The 17,202-nt window shown below is 40.5% G+C and carries 13 protein-coding genes; 11 read left to right on the top strand and 2 right to left on the bottom strand.

The genetic code is table 11. From position 1 onward, the window contains the following. Positions 1-223: 223 nt before the first annotated feature. Positions 224-766, bottom strand: a complete 543-nt coding sequence (locus tag NZ848_RS19660; protein ID WP_259016954.1) for a hypothetical protein — start codon at positions 764-766, stop codon at positions 224-226. A gap of 280 nt (positions 767-1,046) precedes the next feature. Between NZ848_RS19660 and NZ848_RS19655 the strand changes: the two genes are divergently transcribed. From NZ848_RS19655 to NZ848_RS19645, 3 genes are all read left to right on the top strand, one after another. After that, positions 1,047-3,746: a carboxypeptidase-like regulatory domain-containing protein gene (locus NZ848_RS19655; RefSeq protein WP_259016953.1), complete on the top strand. Its 2,700-nt coding sequence runs from the start codon at positions 1,047-1,049 to the stop codon at positions 3,744-3,746. A gap of 98 nt (positions 3,747-3,844) precedes the next feature. Continuing rightward, positions 3,845-5,137, top strand: coding sequence for a Na+/H+ antiporter (locus NZ848_RS19650; protein WP_259016952.1), 1,293 nt, complete (start codon positions 3,845-3,847; stop codon positions 5,135-5,137). Then, positions 5,134-5,919 (top strand): sialate O-acetylesterase, encoded by a 786-nt coding sequence (locus NZ848_RS19645; RefSeq protein ID WP_259016951.1) that lies wholly within the window; start codon positions 5,134-5,136, stop codon positions 5,917-5,919. Before NZ848_RS19650 ends, NZ848_RS19645 begins: the two co-directional genes overlap by 4 nt. Positions 5,920-6,004: 85 nt before the next feature. On the opposite strand, the gene NZ848_RS19640 is transcribed toward NZ848_RS19645, so the two are convergent. After that, the gene (locus tag NZ848_RS19640; protein WP_259016950.1) at positions 6,005-6,814 is read right to left on the bottom strand and encodes a metallophosphoesterase family protein; all 810 of its coding nucleotides are present in this window, start codon (positions 6,812-6,814) and stop codon (positions 6,005-6,007) included. Positions 6,815-6,948: 134 nt separating this feature from the next. Here NZ848_RS19640 and NZ848_RS19635 point away from each other — a divergent pair, with 134 nt between their 5' ends. The 8 genes from NZ848_RS19635 (at position 6,949) to NZ848_RS19600 (ending at position 17,132) form a co-directional block, all read left to right on the top strand. Continuing rightward, positions 6,949-7,518: a Crp/Fnr family transcriptional regulator gene (locus NZ848_RS19635; RefSeq protein ID WP_259016949.1), complete on the top strand. Its 570-nt coding sequence runs from the start codon at positions 6,949-6,951 to the stop codon at positions 7,516-7,518. A 66-nt stretch (positions 7,519-7,584) separates the two neighbouring features. Beyond that, positions 7,585-8,523: an NAD-dependent epimerase/dehydratase family protein gene (locus NZ848_RS19630; protein ID WP_259016948.1), complete on the top strand. Its 939-nt coding sequence runs from the start codon at positions 7,585-7,587 to the stop codon at positions 8,521-8,523. Between the two features lie 268 nt (positions 8,524-8,791). Then, positions 8,792-11,188 carry an ABC transporter permease gene (locus NZ848_RS19625; RefSeq protein ID WP_259016947.1) on the top strand — a complete coding sequence of 799 codons (2,397 nt, stop codon included), beginning with the start codon at positions 8,792-8,794 and terminating at the stop codon, positions 11,186-11,188. 133 nt (positions 11,189-11,321) lie between these two features. Then, positions 11,322-13,706, top strand: a complete 2,385-nt coding sequence (locus NZ848_RS19620; protein WP_259016946.1) for an ABC transporter permease — start codon at positions 11,322-11,324, stop codon at positions 13,704-13,706. A 215-nt stretch (positions 13,707-13,921) separates the two neighbouring features. Then, a complete protein-coding gene (locus NZ848_RS19615; RefSeq protein ID WP_259016945.1) occupies positions 13,922-14,551 on the top strand; it encodes an ABC transporter ATP-binding protein in 630 nt (209 codons plus the stop codon). Positions 14,552-14,596: 45 nt separating this feature from the next. After that, positions 14,597-15,808 (top strand): ABC transporter permease, encoded by a 1,212-nt coding sequence (locus NZ848_RS19610; RefSeq protein WP_259016944.1) that lies wholly within the window; start codon positions 14,597-14,599, stop codon positions 15,806-15,808. Between the two features lie 103 nt (positions 15,809-15,911). After that, positions 15,912-16,367: a DUF3299 domain-containing protein gene (locus NZ848_RS19605; RefSeq protein WP_259016943.1), complete on the top strand. Its 456-nt coding sequence runs from the start codon at positions 15,912-15,914 to the stop codon at positions 16,365-16,367. Positions 16,368-16,586: 219 nt separating this feature from the next. Continuing rightward, a complete protein-coding gene (locus tag NZ848_RS19600; protein WP_259016942.1) occupies positions 16,587-17,132 on the top strand; it encodes a hypothetical protein in 546 nt (181 codons plus the stop codon). Positions 17,133-17,202: the final 70 nt, after the last annotated feature.

Raw genomic sequence — 17,202 nt, 5'->3', positions numbered from 1 at the left:
GATGGCTATCGGGCATAATCTGAGAAAGTGGGCAGCAAAACGCCTGTCTGAACAAGAAAACCAACAAAATTCAGTATCTACCGCTCAAAATAGGACTATTTATGTACTTTTTGAATCTTACCAAGTAAAATATCGCTACGCCGCTTAGTAAAACCCGAATCCTTTCGATCTAAACCAAAAAAAGAAGCTGCCCCTTTTTGGACAGCCACTTTTCACCATTCAACTACCTTACTTGCGCCAATGGAATTTTGTTTTTGTAATTCCAGAAGGCAGAAACATTTACAATTTTCCATTGTCCGTCAATCTTTTCCATCAGGCGTACCTCCTTGCTTTGCAGGTAGTATTGTTTGTTGCGGTCGTTATTGTATTGGTCCCAGGTAAGATGTGCCGCATTGTTACCATAAAACTTAACACGTACGTTTTTTCGTTTCACAATCGGGTGGCTGTGGCCAGCCTCTTCTTTCTCTTTTGGATTCTCCTTTATAGATTTTCCCAGGTTTTTATTGATATTCTCCCAACCTACGCTGGCATCAAAAGTACCGTCGGCATTGCTCCAGGCCTGATAGGCATAGTCTGAATGAGCAAATTTTTCTTGCCAGCAGTTGTAGTCGCGCTTAAAAAAACAATCGGTTTCAGATTCAATTACAGCCATTATTTCTTTTTTTTCGTTCTCGGTGTCCTGAAAACTGTTGGATGAAGAATTGGCTGTCTGGCAGGCATAAGCAAGTGCTGAAATCAGCATGAGCGATAATAAATTCGTTTTCATGGTAGATAATTTAAAGAGTGAAAAAACTCCGTTATAGAAAACTAGCTTAACTGTATCACTACAAAACTCTGGTTTTAATTTAGAAATAATCTATTACAATTCAAAGATATTTTTGATTTATTTTTATAAAACCTAATTCATTCCTCTCAAATTCGTACTGACCAAACTGCAAAATAAATCATTTGCAGTTTGGAAGTGCGCTTACAAAAAATTAGTACATTTGAATAAAACCTTAAAAAAAAGGGCTGATTGATACCAGCTTATCAGAATCTGTAAATTTATGAAACAGCGTTTCACCCTCTTGTGTATTTTGCTACAGTTAACCTGCCTTACTTTAACCCTGGCGCAGGAAAACACACGGACGCTGAAAGGTAAAGTGCTGGAAATGGACAAAACCCCGATAGAATTTGTGAATGTATATGTAAACAATACCTCTATAGGTACTACCACAAAAGCCGATGGCAGTTTTGTACTGAAAATACCAAAGTCTATTCAGAAAATAGAAGTTGTGGTTTCATTTATTGGGTATAATACATTAAAAAAAGTATTGCAGCCAAATGAACTGGTACGGGGTGTCATATTTTTGCTCGAGGGGTCTACTGTGCTGAATGAAGTAAAAGTAACCGCCAAAAGAGACCGCGACTGGAAGAAAAAGTGGAAGATTTTTAAAGACGGTGTACTGGGTGATTCTCAATTCACCAACGACTGCGAGATACAGAATCAGGAGGCAGTAAGACTTGAATACGACAAAGACAAAAACGTAATTGCTACCGCCAGCGAGCCAATTTTTATTGTAAATAAAGGACTGGGATATAAGATTATGTTTCAGATGGAAACGTTTATATCTAACGGGAAGCTGACTTATTTTGCCGGAGACAAATTCTTTGAACACCTGAAACCCAAAGATGATAAACAGGCAAACCGGTGGAAGAAACTAAGAAGCCGTGCCTATAACAACTCTTTAAGAAATTTTCTGGTGTCGCTGGCAAAAAACAAATTATCGGTTAATGGATTTGAGGTTTTTCAGGAGAACAAAATCAGAGAAGGATTATACAGCAGAACAAGCGTGGCAAACGAACTGAAAGAAGGTAACCTTTATAAAACCACTGCCGATAGCCTATGCAGTTATGACAGTCTTTCAAGGCGGTATATTCTGCATTCCAAAAAACCGTTGCTGGTTTTTCTGCTGGATAACTTTAATACAGTACCGGTATTCAGAGATTATCCCTACAAATATTCGCAGATTTCTTTGCCCCTTGACTCGATTGAATTTACCGCCAATGGATGGATTACAAAACCCAATAGTATGGTTGTAACCGACCATTGGGGCAACGAAGGTTTCTCAAATTTACTGCCTGATGATTACGAAGATGAAGTGGTTGTGCCACAGGATGCCTCGCCCGATTTATTAGCCAACCTTTTTGCCGAAAATGACCGGAAATTCTGGTTTGTTAGTGGCAAAGTAACTGCACCGGGAGGCTTGGCAGTTGCCAATGCCGATGTATTTATGAATCATACCAGTACCGGTACAAAAACCAATGCGGAAGGGAAATTCACGCTGAGGGTTCCGGCCACAATCCAGGTATTAGAATTGCTGGTTACAAGCCCCGGATTTCTATTGGCAAAAGAATCATTCAACGCCGGCGACCATACCAGGCTATTGAATATCAACCTTAAACCTGATAATTTTTCTGTTGCCAACGAGAAAAACAGAGATTTTCAAAGAAACTGGAAAACTTTTGAGAAGGCTCTACTCGGCGACCCCGGCATGGATATGGCCCCAACGTTGTTTACTGAAAACTGCGAGATATTGAATCCGGAAGTGGTAAACTTTGCTCAGGAAGAGCCAAAAAAACTGACAGCCCGGGCAACCAGACCACTTATTATACAAAACAATGCGCTTGGTTATAAAATAACTTATCAACTGACTCGCTTTGAAAATAACGGTAAAGAAAACCAGATAACCGGAGATAAATATTTTGAAAAACTAGCACCAAAAGATGATAAACAGAGGGTAAGCTGGGAAAAAAACCAATTAAAGGTTTATCAGGAATCGCTAAAGTATTTCTTTGTATCGTTAAGTCAAAACAAGCTGAAAGAAAATGGTTTTGCAGTTTTTAAAATGCTTAAAATTCAGGACATCTACGATACCTATGTTACGGTTAAGTCTGAAGTGGCCGACAGCTCGTTGGTATCCTGCACCGCCAACGAATTGTGCAAGTTTGACGCCACCGCCAATCGCTTTTATCTGCACTCAGATTATCCGCTTCTGGTGTTTCTTACACACAGAAACGAGCCGCTAAGGCTTACATTTATTGATTACCCTTATAAACGGTCACAAATTATTTTACAGAATTTCTATCTTGAATTTACGGCAGATGGCACCATAACGAATGATAATAACACTGAAATTCGTGATTTTTGGGCTTACAGAGGTTTATCAGGCAGTTTGCCCGATGATTTCAGTCCGGACTTACCCAATGTTAATAGAATTGATTTTGATGCCGCTGACATAATAAGCACTAAGCCTGCGCCAAATGTACAAACTGTCAATCCTGAAATAGTTAATAAACTGGCAGGCAATGGTATTTTGTTTAAGAAAACAACTATTGAAGAAGAAAAAGCCACCGGGTATGGTAGCCTTGCCAACGATTTCAATGTAAAGATACTAGAGCAGGATATGAGCCTTACCATTTTTGATTTATTGAAAAGGATACCCGGCATGATAGTTAAATATGACCCGAACACCGCCACCTACACGGCAGCTTTTTCGAGTGCCATGTCTTTTAAAAGCGCTTTTCAACCCGCGGCTTTGTTATTGGATGGTAATCTGGTAGACAACCCTGAGCGTATAAACACGCTATTAAATTCTATTAATGTGCGCGATATCCAGAGTCTCGGAGCCATGAAATATAGCAGCGCATCTATTTTCGGTGCCAGGGGCGGCAATGGCGTAATTGTGATAACAACCAAAAAGTAAATTAAAAATAGCTTAACCTGCGCCATCATTTATACAGATAATTTTTGTTTTTACCGAATTTTATTCTTCTTTGCCCCTTTCTACGCAAACTGAATGAAATGGAAAACTATAGCATTGTTTTGTTTATTCTGGGTATCATGATAGTTTTATCAGCTGTGGCTACCCGCATAAAAGTTTCGTACCCAATTCTACTTGTAACTGCCGGCATAGGCATTGGTTTTTTGCCCGGTGTGCCAACCGTAGTTATTAACCCCGAAATCATATTCCTGATATTTCTACCTCCTTTACTGTTCGACGCCGCCTTTAATATATCCTATAAAGACCTTCGCAAAAACCTCTCAACCGTAAGCACGCTGGCTATTCCGCTTGTTTTTTTAACCACAACAGCCATAGCTGTCATTGCACATTATCTCATACCCGGTATTGCATGGCCGGTGGCGTTTGCACTTGGGGCCATTTTGTCGCCGCCGGATGCAGTAGCGGCAACCAACGTAACCAAAGGCTTAGGTTTGTCTCACAGAACAATTACTATACTTGAAGGCGAAAGCCTGGTAAATGATGCCTCGGGGCTTATTGCTTTCCGCTTTGCAGTGGCTGCCATTACAGGCACCAGCTTTGTACTCTGGAAAGCCCAGTTGCAGTTTATCTGGGTAGCATTGGGGGGCATATTTGTTGGTATTTGCATTGGCCGCATACTCGCCTTCTTTCTTCTGCGGGTATATCAAAATAATCTCATAGCCATCAGCGCCATTTTGTTATCTCCGTTTATTGCTTATTTGCTTGCCGAAGAATTTCATGTATCTGGTGTGCTTTCTGCGGTAACACTGGGTATAACATTGGCAGTGCATTCAGGCAGGCTGGTTTCAGTTGAAACAAAAAAGCAAAACAAGGCTTTCTGGGACGTAATCATATTTTTGCTCAATGGACTGATTTTCATCCTTATTGGCCTTGAGTTTCCGCATGTTATTAAGAGTATCAATCACACCGATATTATGCCTTACATAGGCTACAGTTTTCTGATTGCCTTCATTATGCTTGTGCTGCGCATTGCCTGGATTTTCGGGCATAGTAATAACTTAAAAAAAGCCATTGATAAACGCACGCAGAATTTGATGGGTTTCAGAACCAGGCTATATGGAGATGAACAAATTGACTGGAGAAATTCATTAATTATAGGCTGGGCTGGTATGCGCGGAATAGTCTCACTGGCATCGGCGCTTTCGCTGCCGTTTGTTCTGCAGGATGGCAGCCCTTTTATGCAAAGAGATGCAGTTATATTTATATCAATTGTAGTTGTACTTATTACGCTTATTGTGCAGGGGCTGACTCTGCCGCTGCTGGTGAAAATTTTAAATAAAACCCAACATAAAACCGACAACCTGACACTATGAAATTATTTATTTGTACCCTACTCATGCTAGCCGGGCTTATTGCCTGCCACTCAACTAAAAACAATACAAAAGGCCAACAGAAAACAGAAACCTGGGTTTTTCTGATGGCCGGGCAATCTAACATGGCCGGCAGAGGGGCAGTTGAAGCCCAGGATACCCTCACTGACGAAAAAATACTAACAATTGATAAAGACAATAATATTATAAAAGCCAAAGAACCTATTCATTTTTATGAACCAAACATGAAAGGGCTTGACTGTGGACTATCTTTTGCCAAAACTCTGCAAAAGAACATTAACAAAAAGGTAACAATTTTATTAATACCCACAGCTGTTGGGGGTAGCTATATAGGCCAGTGGCTTGGCGATTCGGTTCAAAGAAAAGTTCGTTTGTTGACCAATTTCAAAGAAAAAATGGCATTTGCCAAAACAAAAGGCATAGTTAAAGGCATTATCTGGCATCAGGGAGAAAGTGACGCCACTGCCAAGCGAATACCGGTTTATGAACAAAACCTCCGGAAACTATTTGGTATTTTCAGGTCTTATGCTGGCAATGATAAACTACCCATAATTTTAGGCGAACTGGGTTCTTATTCTAAAACACCTGAAAACTGGAGTGCCATTAATGATATTATGAAAAAATACGTGGCATCAGACCCGCATACAGCATTAATCAGTACCGCCGACCTGACCCATAAAGGAGACTTTGTGCATTTCAACTCAGATGGCCAGCGCCAGATGGGCCAAAGATACGCCGAGGCTTATCTGAAATTGAAAAAGTAGTTATTTAACCATTAAAAAAAGCAGGGAGACAATACTCTTCTGGATTCTCCGTCTCCCTGCTTTTTTAAAATAAGGATATTCAATTTCAGAAATTGTCCAGATTAATTATATCAACAGGATTGAGAAGATAAGTAAGGATGTCATTATTTTTGTTTAGCTCAACAATTCTGAATCCACGATAAGACGTACCCCAACTGCCTCCGATGTGCGAGTCAAACATATAAGGTATGCCATCTTTTAACTTTACCCCTTCCTGGTCGTGGTCATGCCCGTTAAAAACCGCTCTTACATTTTTATACTGTTTAAGCAATTCCTGAAACTCCACACAGTCTTTGCCATTGTCTGTCCATTTTACCGGCGTTATATGTACAAAAATAAAAACATTCTTTTTGTCTTTATGCTCTTCCAGTTTGTTTCTGAACCAGCTCACATTCGGGCAAAGGTACTGACCTTTCACGTTAGAAGTAGTACCCAGCAAAAAAGCATTGTTTTTGGATGTAAAATCATAATCGAGCGCCATTTTCCAGGTATTTTCCCAAATCTGCGGTTCAACGCGGTCATGGTTTCCCTGGGTTACATAATAAGGCATTTGCAGGCCGTCAAGCGCTTTTTTTGAAGCAGGCAAAAAATCAGGATTATCATGAATAACGTCGCCGTTAAAAACGCAAAAATCAAGTTTTGATTTTTTATGTTGTGCATTAATCTGGTTTACGGCAGTAGCAAAATACTGTTCAAAGTCGGTCTTGGCTTGTCCGTAGTGGCCGTCTGATGCCACTGCAAATCTTAATTTCGGCTTTTTTGCAAAGGCATCAGCACCCAGTGCCGGTAAGATGCTGCCATCGGCCAATAAGAGTGTTGCCAGAGAAATGTTTTTAATAAAATCGCGGCGTTCCATGAGCAAATAGGTGTTAAGTTTTAGATTTTTCAAAACTACATAAAATATTATTCTTAATTTGAGTGGCCGTATTAAGAATCAGTAAAAAATGGTTCGTATACCAAGCCTAGTTACACGCAAGCCAGACACAGGTTATGACAGAGTTAGAAAGATACATTAATTCTTATTTTGGAGTAGAAGAAGAAGACCTACTGCACATTAGTTCGTTATTTAAACCGCAAACTCTAAAAAAAGGAGACTTTTATCTAAAAACTGGCCGTTATTGTGAAAAAATGAGTTTTGTCAGGTCTGGCCTGATAAGGATTTATGCCACAACCGATGACAGAGAGGTTACCCAGTGGATCTCTACCGCAGGATATTTCACAACAGACCTTGCCAGCTTTGTTTTTGAGAAACCAGCCCGCTGGACTATCCAGGCCCTTACAGACACCGAGCTATTTACCATCAGCAAAGAAGATTACAGCCGTCTTGGCTCGCGGATTCCGAAATGGCACCTGCTTGAAAAACTCTTCATAGCCCGTTGCTTTATTATGTTAGAAGACCGCATCTTCCGGCATCTTTCCATGTCTGCCGAAGAACGTTATCAGTTTTTCTTCGAGCAAAATAAAGAATTATTTAATCAGGTTCCGTTACAATACCTTGCCTCTATGCTGGGCATGACCCCCGAAACTTTCAGCCGTATCAGGCGTAAAACCATTTCTTGATTTTTGTCAAGACCAACAAGGCTTTTGTTACTCAAATTTGCATTATCAAATCAAACAAAACGCCTTATGCAAACTATTTTAGGAGCCAGCGGTGCCATAGGTACCGAACTCGCCAAAGCACTCAAAAACTATACAAATGATATTCGTCTGGTAAGCCGTAATCCGAAGAAAATAAACGATACGGACACCATTCTCTCTGCCGACCTTACTGTAAAAGAAGAGGTTTTCAAAGCCATTAAGGGGTCTGAAATTGTATATCTTACCGTTGGGTTTGAATACAACCTGAAAGTATGGAAAAAGTATTGGATAGCCCTGATGACAAACGTGATTGATGCCTGCATTGAAAACAACGCCAGGCTTGTGTTTTTTGATAGTGTATATATGATAGGCGGCAATAACGTAAAGCACATCACTGAAAATTCTCCGTTCAGCCCTACCAGTAAAAAAGGCGAAATGCGCATGCAGCTCAATAAAATGATATTGAATGCCATTGAAAACCGAAACCTGAAAGCCATTATAGCCCGTGCACCAGATTTTTACGGAGCCGTAAAAGACAGAAGTATGCCTGTTGAACTGATATATAAAAACCTGATTGCCGGCAAAAAAGCACAATGGATGTTCAATGCCAAAGTAAAGCACTCTTTTATATATGTGCCCGATGCCGCCAAAGCTACTGCCCTGCTGGGCAACACTGCTGAAGCCTATAACCAGATATGGAATTTACCGACTGATAAACACAGCCTGACAGGAGAAGAATGGATTGAGTTGTTTGCCCGTGAAATGGGCAAAAGCGCCAGATACCAGTTAATACCTGCATGGGTGGTTTGGGTGACGGGCCTTTTTGTACGTTTTATGAAAGAGATGTATGAAATGCGTTATCAATTCGACAGAGACTATTTTTTCGATAGCAGCAAGTTTGAAAAGTACTTCAAAGTAAAGCCGACGAGTTATCATGATGGTGTAAAGGAAACCCTGGAAATATTGAGACAAAAACCGGTATTTTGATTTTTAATGCTTTGCAATAACTTCAAGGCAGCCATGAAAATGGCTGTTTTTTTTGTACGCTTTCGGACAAACCAACTGTACGATATCGGACACTAAAACGCAATAAATCTAATATTTGAGCGCGTTTAAGGTAGATTTCCATATTGGCATATCATTTGAGATAATCATTAATGTTGCTTAATTTTTAAATGCCTTACAGGTTATTTGACCGGTAATGCGTTTACCCTGTAAATGTTTACTTTCACCCATTCTTCTGCAACATTAATTTATGATAAGCAATTACCTTAAACTCGCAATCAGAAACCTGTTAAAAAACAAGGTGTCGTCATTCATTAACATTGGTGGGCTGGCTGTTGGTATGGCCGTAGCCGTATTGATGTTGTTATGGGTGCAGAACGAACTGAGTTTTGATACCTATCATGAAAAAGCAGATAGGATCAGACAGATAATCACCCATAACAAGGTAAATAAAGAAGACACCTGGCACTGGGCTACTACCCCGCTGCCACTGGCAGCACAGGTGAAACAATTGCCTGAAATTGAATCAGTAACAAGAGTAACCGGAGCATTCTGGAACGGAGCATCTATGAAAACAGGCAACTGGGCCTCAATTGAAAAAAAGGTGGCCTGTGTAGACGAAAACTGGTTTGAGATGTTTGACTATAAACTGGTGGATGGGAATCTGAACGAATTTGGGCAGAATCCAAGAAGTATTATCATGACCGAATCTAAAGCAATGCAAATTTTCGGTTCAACAAAAGCAAGCGGAAAAATCATCAGAATTGATACGCTTGATTATATGGTGAGGGCAGTCTTTAAAGATAACCCTACCAACTCCAGTTTTCAGTATGACTTTATTCTGCCAATGGCAGCTCATTTGTCAAACCCTAATACGTTTGAAAACGAAAACAACTGGAATAACTTTAATTATGAAACTTTTGTATTACTTAAACCCGGTGCCGATGCATCAAAAATTGATCAGAAAGTTACCCGTGTTATTCAATATGCACGCCGGGATGTTAAAACCGGCGAAATAAACAAGGATATTGTATTGGAAGCCGAACCGCTTGCGGCTATTCATACAGACGGTATAGGTAGATTCACCGGTGCACCTCAGGGCAATGCCAAAACAACCTATGTTTTTCTGGTGCTGGCATTTATTATTCTGCTTACTGCCTGTATCAATTACGTCAACCTGGCCACGGCGCGTGCCAGCCTGAGAGCCAAAGAAGTAAGCGTTAAAAAGATTATAGGGGCCGGCTACCGTCAGGTACTCGTTCAGTTTATGGTAGAATCAATTCTGATGTGCCTGGTTGCACTGGCAGCCGCCTTGGGGTTAATTTATGGCCTACTTCCTATATTTAATAATCTGGCCGATAAAAAATTCATAATAGACCTGACCAACATTACCATCTGGCAGGTTTTGGCAGGAACCACCACCATGGCTATTTTATTAACAGGTGTTTACCCGTCTATTCTTCTTTCTTCATTTCAGCCTATCAGAGCCCTGAAAGGTATTAATGTACTTCAATCAAATAACAGTTCTTTCAGAAAAACCATGGTTGTAGTTCAGTTTGTAGTTTCTTCTGTTTTCCTTATTGCCACATTGGTTGTTTTTCAGCAGATTGAGTTTATCAGAAACATGAAATTAGGCTACGAAAAAGCCAATATCTTTGAGTTTACAATTCCATGGAACATCCGTGAAAAGATTGATATTCAAAGCGTAAAAAGCAGATTACTCGCTGAAGCCAGCGTGGAAGGGGTAACTTTAGCCAGCCAGAACATTGTTGAAATAAAAAGTACCCATAGCGGAAGCCTTGACTGGGATGGCCGCCCTGCCGACTTTGAGCCGACAGTAGCGCTGTTTTCAGCTGAATATGATTTTCAGAAACTGTTTGCCCTCAAAATGGCAGATGGCCGGTGGTTTGAACAAAACAACACTGCCGACAACGATAATGTAGTGCTGAATGAAGCAGCCATCAGAAAGTTTAAAATTAAAAATCCGGTTGGTAAGCGTTTTAATCTGCATGGCCGTAAAGGGGTAATTATTGGGGTAGTAAAAGACTTTCATTACAAAAGCATACACGAAAAAATAGAACCGCTGGTGGTTTTTAACAGCACTAACTGGCGAGGCAGCGTTTTTGTGAAACCAACCAAAGGCAAAGAGCAGCAGGCTATCCGCGCTTCAGAAAAAATCTGGTCTGAGTTTATCCCTAACCGCCCATTAGAATACAAATTTCTTAATGAAACCTACAACAACCTTTATAAGACCGAACAGCGCACTGCAACCCTTTTTAACGCTTTTGCCATTGTAGCTGTTGTGGTATCATGTCTCGGACTTTTTGGCCTGGCAGCCTTTGCTGCCGAGCAGCGCACCAAAGAAATTGGTATCCGAAAAGTATTAGGGGCATCGGTAGCAGGCATTACGGTGCTGCTTTCTACCGATTTTCTGAAACTGGTGGGTATTGCATTTATTTGCGCTATACCTCTATCCTATTACTTTATGGATAAATGGTTACAGGACTTCGCATATCACATTACAATTCAATGGTGGTTTTATGCTTGTATTGGTCTGCTAATTTTTGTAATATCAATCGCTACGGTTGGGTATCAATCTATTAAAGCAGCATTGAAGAATCCGGTAAAATCATTGAAGGCAGAGTAAATGCTTCTAAACCTTCCGGGCAACCTATAGTAAGCTGTACATTAGTGTTAAATCTATTAATCCGGAGCTTATCTTGTTTTCAAAAAGGTAATACTCCACAAAGGCAAGTCACCCGTTAGGGGCTAAGAGTCTGATGATACTTAATTATTTCAAAATAGCGTTTAGAAATATCCTTAAACACAAGGGTTATTCATTTATTAATATTTTCGGTCTGGCAACGGGTATGGCCGTGGCCATTTTAATTGGGCTATGGGTTTTTGACGAAGTATCTTTTGATACCTACCATAAAAACCAGAACAGCGTTATGCAGATAATGCAAAACCTCACCAACAATGGTAAAAAAACCACACAACCTTATGTGCCATATCCTTTGGCTGAAGAGCTACGTAAAAGCTACGGAAGCGATTTTAAATCGGTGGCTTTAACAACGGGCGTGGGTTCACATCTGCTCACACTGGGTAACAATAAAATAAGCAAGCAGGGCATTTTTGCTGAACCGCAGTTTGCAGATATGCTAACCCTTAAAATGATAAAAGGCAGCAGCGAAGGCTTGAAAGAACCGGGTTCTGTTATATTATCAGCATCTTTAAGCAGCGTATTTTTTGGCAATGAAGACCCTCTGAACAAAATCATAAAAATCAATAATGAACTAGACGTAAAAGTTACCGGAGTTTACGAAGACCTGCCAGAAAACACAACTTTTCATGACATGGCATTTGTTGCGCCTTGGGCTTTGTACTTCAACAATACCGATTGGATAAAAAAAGAAGATGACCCCTGGCGGCCAAATGCTTTTCAGATTTACGCACAACTTACTGATAAGGCTGATGTTGAGAAGGTATCGTTCAAAATAAAAAATGCTAAGCTCAATAAGGTAAATGAGTATCTGGCCAGAAAAAAGCCCGAATTATTTTTGTTGCCGATGAGCCGCTGGCACCTGTATTCTGAATACAAAGACGGCGTAAATACAGGCGGAAAAATTGAATATGTAAGACTTATTGGTATCATCAGTATTTTTGTACTGATACTGGCTTGTATAAATTTTATGAACCTGAGCACAGCGCGCAGCGAAAAACGGGCCAAAGAAGTGGGAATCCGCAAGGCAATCGGGTCTTTAAGATCGCAGCTGATTGGCCAGTTTCTGAGCGAGTCAATTGTAGTAGTGGGCATGGCATTTATCATTTCTTTGCTTTTGGTTCAGCTTAGTTTAGCTTTTTTTAATGACATTGCTTCCAAGCATCTGACCATTCCGTTTGGCAATATTATTTTCTGGCTTACAGGAATCGCTTTCTGCCTCCTTATCGGGCTTATTTCTGGTAGCTATCCTGCTCTTTATCTTTCTTCGTTTCAACCTATAAAAGTTCTGAAAGGCACATTTAAAGCAGGGCGTTTTGCGGCTGTGCCGCGTAAGGTGCTGGTGGTAGTACAATTTGCGGTATCGGTTACACTCGTAATAGGAACCATCATTGTGTTTAAACAAATACAATATGCCAAAAACCGACCAATAGGTTACAATGCCAACGGGCTGATATCCATCAGTGTTTCAACCCCGGAATTTCATAAACACCAGGAGGCTATCAGAAGAGAGTTGATTCAATCAGGTGCGGTAACTGAAATAGCAGAAGCCAGCAATCCGACTACGGCTTTCTGGGGTACAACAGGCGGTATCGAATGGCGTGGAAAAGACCCGGCCATGACCACCGACCTGCCAATAACCGGAATATCATACAATTATGCACAAGTTATTGGTTGGAAATTTAAAGAAGGACGGAATTTCTCAAAAGATTTCGCCTCAGATTCATCAGCAGTAATCATCAATGAAGCGGCCGCCAGATTTATGGGCTTTACAAAGCCGGTAGGCGAAGTACTGAAATGGTTTGGCCGGCCTGCAACCGTAATTGGCGTAGTACCCGACATGGTGGTAAACTCTCCTTACGAAGCCGCCAACCCTATTGTATATTTTCTTAGCAACACTGCCGAAAGCATTGTTTTAGCCAGAATAAACACCTCTGTAAGTGCATCGGCAGCAGTTGAAAAACTGGAGGCAACTTTTAAGAAATTTAATCCGACTGAACCTTTTGAATACAGATTTGCGGATGAAGACTTCAATAAAAAATTTGCCGATGAAGAAAGAGTAGGTAAAATTGCTACTTCGTTTGCTATTCTGGCAATACTTATCAGCTGTCTGGGTCTTTTTGGCCTGGCATCTTTTATGGCAGAACAAAGAACCAAAGAAATAGGTGTACGAAAAGTACTCGGAGCCACCGTTTTCGGACTTTGGCAATTGCTTTCAAAAGACTTTGTAATGCTGGTAGTTATTTCAATAGTAATAGCGTCTCCTGTTGCCTACTATTTTATGAACCAATGGATTGGCAAATTTTCCGTTAAGACTGATATTTCGTGGTGGGTATTTGCGATAACTGCTTTGGGTGCAGTATTGATAACTTTATTGACAGTGAGTTATCAGGCCATAAAGGCAGCTTTAATGAACCCGGTAAAAACTTTGAAGACAGATTAACGCCCCCCTAGCCCTAAAAGGGTATATGAAAGCGAGAAGGTTAGAAGATGGCCTTCTCGCTTTTTTTTGTTGTTTTAAAATATTTCTCCAAAAAACACCTTAAGGCTTTTCACATTCCAATGTGCTATGTAGTTTTGGATTAAATTTTCATGAACAGATACCTGAACATTTGTGCAATATAGTTGCAAATATGTATCTTTGAACAAAAAACTTTAATGCTAACTTGCCGCAACCTTACATTTGCTTATAATCAACAAAAGCAATTCAGTTTTCCGTCTTTTTCATGTGCCTCGGCCGACACCCTGCTTATACTGGGTAATTCAGGCACCGGCAAAACTACGCTGCTACACCTGCTGGCACTTTTGCTAACCCCCAAAAGTGGGTCTATTCAAATTGACATTCAGGAATTTGCCACTCTAAACCCAAAAGAAGCGGCAAAAATGCGGGCAAGACACCTGGGTATTATTTATCAGAAATCTCATTTTGTGAGTTCGCTCACCGTGCTTGATAATCTCTTGCTGGCTAATTATCTGGCAGATAAAGCGCTGGCCAGAGAGCAGGCTGAAAAACTAGCCAAAAGCCTGGGCTTTTATGAGTTGCTCGATAAAAAAACAACACTGCTGAGCGGTGGCGAGCAGCAACGGGTAAGCATTGCACGTGCTTTAATGAACAGCCCTGAGGTGATACTGGCAGATGAACCCACCTCTAACCTGGATGACGAGAACTGCGAAAAGGTAATTAACCTGCTTGAAAACCAATCAAAAAACATTGGTGCCTCTTTGGTAATTGTAACGCATGACCAACGCCTGAAAGATAAGTTTAATAACAAAATTATATTGAGCTGAGCCAATTAAGGCCTATATCCAATACCCTTTACTAAACAATAAACGATGCTACTCAAAATAAGCTGGAAAAATATACTCGATAAAAAACTGAACAGTTTTTTGTGCGTACTACTCATGACCCTGGGCATAGCCATAATCTCACTGCTATTGCTGCTCGGCAAACAATTACAGGATAAATTTGCCAAAAACATAAGTGGCATTGATATGGTTATAGGCGCTAAAGGCAGCCCTTTGCAACTGATTCTGTCTAGCGTTTACCAGATAGATAACCCAACCGGAAATGTTTATATGAGCGATGTGCAGGAAATTGCACAGAACCCCCTGGTAAAAGAAATGATACCATTATCAATGGGTGACAACTACCGTGGGTACCGGATTGTAGGCACCAACAAAAAATATCTTGAGCATTTTAAAGCAAACTTTGCCACAGGTGCAATCTTCAAAAAAGACCTTGATGTGGTTTTAGGCGCTCAGGTAGCTGCTAATACCGGATTAAAACCCGGTGATACCTTTATAAGCTCTCATGGGCTTGACGCTGAAGGAGAACAACACGGCGACAAGAAATATAAAGTTGTGGGTATTCTTGAATTTAATAACTCTGTTATTGATAACGTTGTACTTACCAGCCTGAGCAGTGTCTGGAACATCCATGACCACGAAGAAGCGCATGCAGAGGGCGAGGCACATGAAGAAGGTGAGGCAGACATGAGCAAAAAAGAAATTACCAGTGCGCTTATCAAGTTCCGTTCGCCTATGGGGCTTATGACCTTGCCGCGTAACATTAACCAGAACTCTAAACTTCAGGCCGCCCTGCCAGCTATTGAGGTAAACCGTTTGTTTGAGCTCCTGGGCATTGGCATGGATGGATTACAGATTTTGGCGGCCGTTATTATGCTTATATCGGGTATCAGCGTTTTTGTTTCGCTTTACAACTCTTTAAAAGAACGCAAATACGAAATGGCGCTGATGCTTTCAATGGGTGCCAGCCGTACACGATTGTTTCTGATGTTATTGCTGGAAGGCGTACTGCTAGCCCTGTTTGGTTTTGCAGCAGGTGTGGTTTTTAGCAGAGCAGGTGTATTATTAATATCAAATAGTATCAGCAAGAAATTCCATTTTGACGTTAGCCAGATTGGCCTTCAAACCGGCGAAATATACCTGTTTATTGGTGCTTTAGCAATTGGCATTCTGGCAGCGGCCCTGCCGTCTGTCAATATTTACAGACTGAATATTTCACGAACACTTGCTGAAGAATAAATTATATTTTAATTTTATACAATAATTTCTGTCTTAGCTCCTTTAATCAGGACAACATCTATAAACTAAATGTCCTTTGTTTATCAAAGGGTATGACAATAAAATGAAAAATCTATCGAAGTACTTCATCATCAACCTTTTCTTTTTAGGCGCGGTTTCATTTGGTTTTGTGGCAGAAGAGCCTACAAAAATTACCTGGGAAACCCTGAGAGACGTAACTTTTAAAAAGAAATGGAGTGCAGAAGAATCAATGTTTGTGCTCTACCCTACTTTTGGCCAGAAAGTAGCCGGCTTGCAGGGAAAAGAAGTAGTGCTAACAGGATATATGATACCTGTTGATGTTGATGCCAACATGTATGTGCTTTCTGCCAACCCTTACAGCTCTTGTTTTTTCTGCGGCCAGGCAGGTCCTGAATCTGTGGTGCAGGTTAAATTCAAAAAAACCACCAAAAGATTTAATACCGACGACAGAATAACAGTAAAAGGTACTTTGAAACTGAATGCCGATGATATTAATGAGTTAAACTACATCATGGCTAATGCTGATTTGATTCAGTAAGTTATGAATCAATATTTTTCAAATGCGCCTGATTCAGCTATCTGGCGCATTTTTTATTGAAAAACAAATTCTAAAAACAGATGCAAAATTTTGTGTGTGCGTTGTACGTTAATGAAGCATCAGATAGTACCAGACGCAAACACATAGCTTTTTTAGCAGGGTAAAATCAGTTTCGGTTGTCTTGTTCAAAAGAGCTATTAAACACTTAAATTCTCACTTATGAAAAAAACACTATTCCTCCTCATTCCTGCCATTATTCTGTCATCAGTAAACCTTGTTCAGGCGCAATATGATAACAACTGGGCTGTAGGTTTCCGTTTAGGAGAGCCACTGGGAGCTAATATCAGAAAGTACTTTCAGGACGGAGCGAGAGCCTTTGATGTAAACGTTGGCACTTACGGACTAGTGTATAATAATAATCGCCGGTATAATAACGGAGAATACAAAACCGCAGGTTTCATGGTACAAGGTATATACCTGTTTCATCAACCCTTGTTTGGTAAAGACTGGGGCCATGTTTATTATGGCTTTGGCGGGCAAATAAACAGCAGAAGGCATTTTCCGGATGCCTGGCGGTTTGAAAGTGTAAAATCGGTCAGCAAAATATCATTAGGGCCAACAGGAACAGCCGGAGCCGAGTTTAAACTACCCAGCCCTGGGCTGGCGTTCTTCATTGATGCCGGTGTTTATGTAGAAGCACTGCCATCGCCATTTTTTCTGAACGGGCAAATTAGTGCCGGTTTGCGTGTTAATATGGTAAAATAGACCAGAAAAGGTGTTAAAGTGCCTTATTTTTTATTTCTTTACATTTTAATACGTGTTACTGATTATTAAA

Origin of the sequence: Emticicia fluvialis, assembly GCF_024793945.1 — a bacterium.
GTDB classification, from domain to species: Bacteria; Bacteroidota; Bacteroidia; order Cytophagales; family Spirosomataceae; genus Emticicia; species Emticicia fluvialis.
The sequence above is the reverse complement of the archived record's forward strand: the minus strand, read 5'-3'. Positions and strand labels throughout refer to the sequence as shown.

Coding starts and splice junctions, on each gene's coding strand:
- NZ848_RS19660 (WP_259016954.1), bottom strand. CDS start 766: ATGAAAACGAATTTATTATCGCTCATGCTGATTTCAGCACTTGCTTAT.
- NZ848_RS19655 (WP_259016953.1), top strand. CDS start 1,047: ATGAAACAGCGTTTCACCCTCTTGTGTATTTTGCTACAGTTAACCTGC.
- NZ848_RS19650 (WP_259016952.1), top strand. CDS start 3,845: ATGGAAAACTATAGCATTGTTTTGTTTATTCTGGGTATCATGATAGTT.
- NZ848_RS19645 (WP_259016951.1), top strand. CDS start 5,134: ATGAAATTATTTATTTGTACCCTACTCATGCTAGCCGGGCTTATTGCC.
- NZ848_RS19640 (WP_259016950.1), bottom strand. CDS start 6,814: ATGGAACGCCGCGATTTTATTAAAAACATTTCTCTGGCAACACTCTTA.
- NZ848_RS19635 (WP_259016949.1), top strand. CDS start 6,949: ATGACAGAGTTAGAAAGATACATTAATTCTTATTTTGGAGTAGAAGAA.
- NZ848_RS19630 (WP_259016948.1), top strand. CDS start 7,585: ATGCAAACTATTTTAGGAGCCAGCGGTGCCATAGGTACCGAACTCGCC.
- NZ848_RS19625 (WP_259016947.1), top strand. CDS start 8,792: ATGATAAGCAATTACCTTAAACTCGCAATCAGAAACCTGTTAAAAAAC.
- NZ848_RS19620 (WP_259016946.1), top strand. CDS start 11,322: ATGATACTTAATTATTTCAAAATAGCGTTTAGAAATATCCTTAAACAC.
- NZ848_RS19615 (WP_259016945.1), top strand. CDS start 13,922: ATGCTAACTTGCCGCAACCTTACATTTGCTTATAATCAACAAAAGCAA.
- NZ848_RS19610 (WP_259016944.1), top strand. CDS start 14,597: ATGCTACTCAAAATAAGCTGGAAAAATATACTCGATAAAAAACTGAAC.
- NZ848_RS19605 (WP_259016943.1), top strand. CDS start 15,912: ATGAAAAATCTATCGAAGTACTTCATCATCAACCTTTTCTTTTTAGGC.
- NZ848_RS19600 (WP_259016942.1), top strand. CDS start 16,587: ATGAAAAAAACACTATTCCTCCTCATTCCTGCCATTATTCTGTCATCA.